The sequence below is a fragment of the Pseudomonas sp. VI4.1 genome, assembly GCF_002029345.1.
Taxonomy (GTDB): Bacteria; Pseudomonadota; Gammaproteobacteria; order Pseudomonadales; family Pseudomonadaceae; genus Aquipseudomonas.
Map to the genome: position 1 here is coordinate 1 of NZ_MULM01000018.1, position 2,674 is coordinate 2,674.

General features: G+C 51.8%; 1 rRNA gene. It reads right to left on the reverse strand.

What is annotated here, in order from left to right:
* Positions 1–2,674: ribosomal RNA gene (locus tag BZ163_RS00160) — 23S ribosomal RNA — on the reverse strand; the annotation flags it as partial.

The following is a 2,674-nucleotide window of genomic DNA, read 5'->3' on the forward strand; positions in this document are numbered from 1 at the left end:
GCCCTTCAGGGGACTCAAGGTCCCAGTGAGATCTCATCTTGAGGCTAGTTTCCCGCTTAGATGCTTTCAGCGGTTATCTATTCCGAACATAGCTACCCGGCAATGCCACTGGCGTGACAACCGGAACACCAGAGGTTCGTCCACTCCGGTCCTCTCGTACTAGGAGCAGCCCCTCTCAAATCTCAAACGTCCACGGCAGATAGGGACCGAACTGTCTCACGACGTTCTAAACCCAGCTCGCGTACCACTTTAAATGGCGAACAGCCATACCCTTGGGACCGGCTTCAGCCCCAGGATGTGATGAGCCGACATCGAGGTGCCAAACACCGCCGTCGATATGAACTCTTGGGCGGTATCAGCCTGTTATCCCCGGAGTACCTTTTATCCGTTGAGCGATGGCCCTTCCATACAGAACCACCGGATCACTAAGACCTACTTTCGTACCTGCTCGACGTGTCTGTCTCGCAGTCAAGCGCGCTTTTGCCTTTATACTCTACGACCGATTTCCGACCGGTCTGAGCGCACCTTCGTACTCCTCCGTTACTCTTTAGGAGGAGACCGCCCCAGTCAAACTACCCACCATACACTGTCCTCGATCCGGATAACGGACCTGAGTTAGAACCTCAAAGTTGCCAGGGTGGTATTTCAAGGTTGGCTCCACGCGAACTGGCGTCCACGCTTCAAAGCCTCCCACCTATCCTACACAAGCAAATTCAAAGTCCAGTGCAAAGCTATAGTAAAGGTTCACGGGGTCTTTCCGTCTAGCCGCGGATACACTGCATCTTCACAGCGATTTCAATTTCACTGAGTCTCGGGTGGAGACAGCGCCGCCATCGTTACGCCATTCGTGCAGGTCGGAACTTACCCGACAAGGAATTTCGCTACCTTAGGACCGTTATAGTTACGGCCGCCGTTTACCGGGGCTTCGATCAAGAGCTTCGCGTTAGCTAACCCCATCAATTAACCTTCCGGCACCGGGCAGGCGTCACACCCTATACGTCCACTTTCGTGTTTGCAGAGTGCTGTGTTTTTAATAAACAGTCGCAGCGGCCTGGTATCTTCGACCGGCATGGGCTTACGCAGTAAATGCTTCACCCTCACCGGCGCACCTTCTCCCGAAGTTACGGTGCCATTTTGCCTAGTTCCTTCACCCGAGTTCTCTCAAGCGCCTTGGTATTCTCTACCCAACCACCTGTGTCGGTTTGGGGTACGGTTCCTGGTTACCTGAAGCTTAGAAGCTTTTCTTGGAAGCATGGCATCAACCACTTCGTGTTCTAAAAGAACACTCGTCATCAGCTCTCGGCCTTAGAATCCCGGATTTACCTAAGATTCCAGCCTACCACCTTAAACTTGGACAACCAACGCCAAGCTGGCCTAGCCTTCTCCGTCCCTCCATCGCAATAACCAGAAGTACAGGAATATTAACCTGTTTTCCATCGACTACGCTTTTCAGCCTCGCCTTAGGGACCGACTAACCCTGCGTCGATTAACGTTGCGCAGGAAACCTTGGTCTTTCGGCGTGGGTGTTTTTCACACCCATTGTCGTTACTCATGTCAGCATTCGCACTTCTGATACCTCCAGCAAGCTTCTCAACTCACCTTCACAGGCTTACAGAACGCTCCTCTACCGCATCACCTAAGTGATACCCGTAGCTTCGGTGTATGGTTTGAGCCCCGTTACATCTTCCGCGCAGGCCGACTCGACTAGTGAGCTATTACGCTTTCTTTAAAGGGTGGCTGCTTCTAAGCCAACCTCCTAGCTGTCTAAGCCTTCCCACATCGTTTCCCACTTAACCATAACTTTGGGACCTTAGCTGACGGTCTGGGTTGTTTCCCTTTTCACGACGGACGTTAGCACCCGCCGTGTGTCTCCCATGCTCGGCACTTGTAGGTATTCGGAGTTTGCATCGGTTTGGTAAGTCGGGATGACCCCCTAGCCGAAACAGTGCTCTACCCCCTACAGTGATACATGAGGCGCTACCTAAATAGCTTTCGAGGAGAACCAGCTATCTCCGAGCTTGATTAGCCTTTCACTCCGATCCACAGGTCATCCGCTAACTTTTCAACGGTAGTCGGTTCGGTCCTCCAGTTAGTGTTACCCAACCTTCAACCTGCCCATGGATAGATCGCCCGGTTTCGGGTCTATTCCCAGCGACTAGACGCCCTATTAAGACTCGCTTTCGCTACGCCTCCCCTATTCGGTTAAGCTCGCCACTGAAAATAAGTCGCTGACCCATTATACAAAAGGTACGCAGTCACCCAACAAAGTGGGCTCCCACTGCTTGTACGCATACGGTTTCAGGATCTATTTCACTCCCCTCTCCGGGGTTCTTTTCGCCTTTCCCTCACGGTACTAGTTCACTATCGGTCAGTCAGTAGTATTTAGCCTTGGAGGATGGTCCCCCCATATTCAGACAAAGTTTCTCGTGCTCCGTCCTACTCGATTTCATGACTAAGAGATTTTCGCGTACAGGGCTATCACCCACTATGGCCGCACTTTCCAGAGCGTTCCGCTAATCTCAAAGCCACTTAAGGGCTAGTCCCCGTTCGCTCGCCACTACTAAGGGAATCTCGGTTGATTTCTTTTCCTCAGGGTACTTAGATGTTTCAGTTCCCCTGGTTCGCTTCTTAAGCCTATGTATTCAGCTTAAGATACCTAACTTATGTTAGGTGG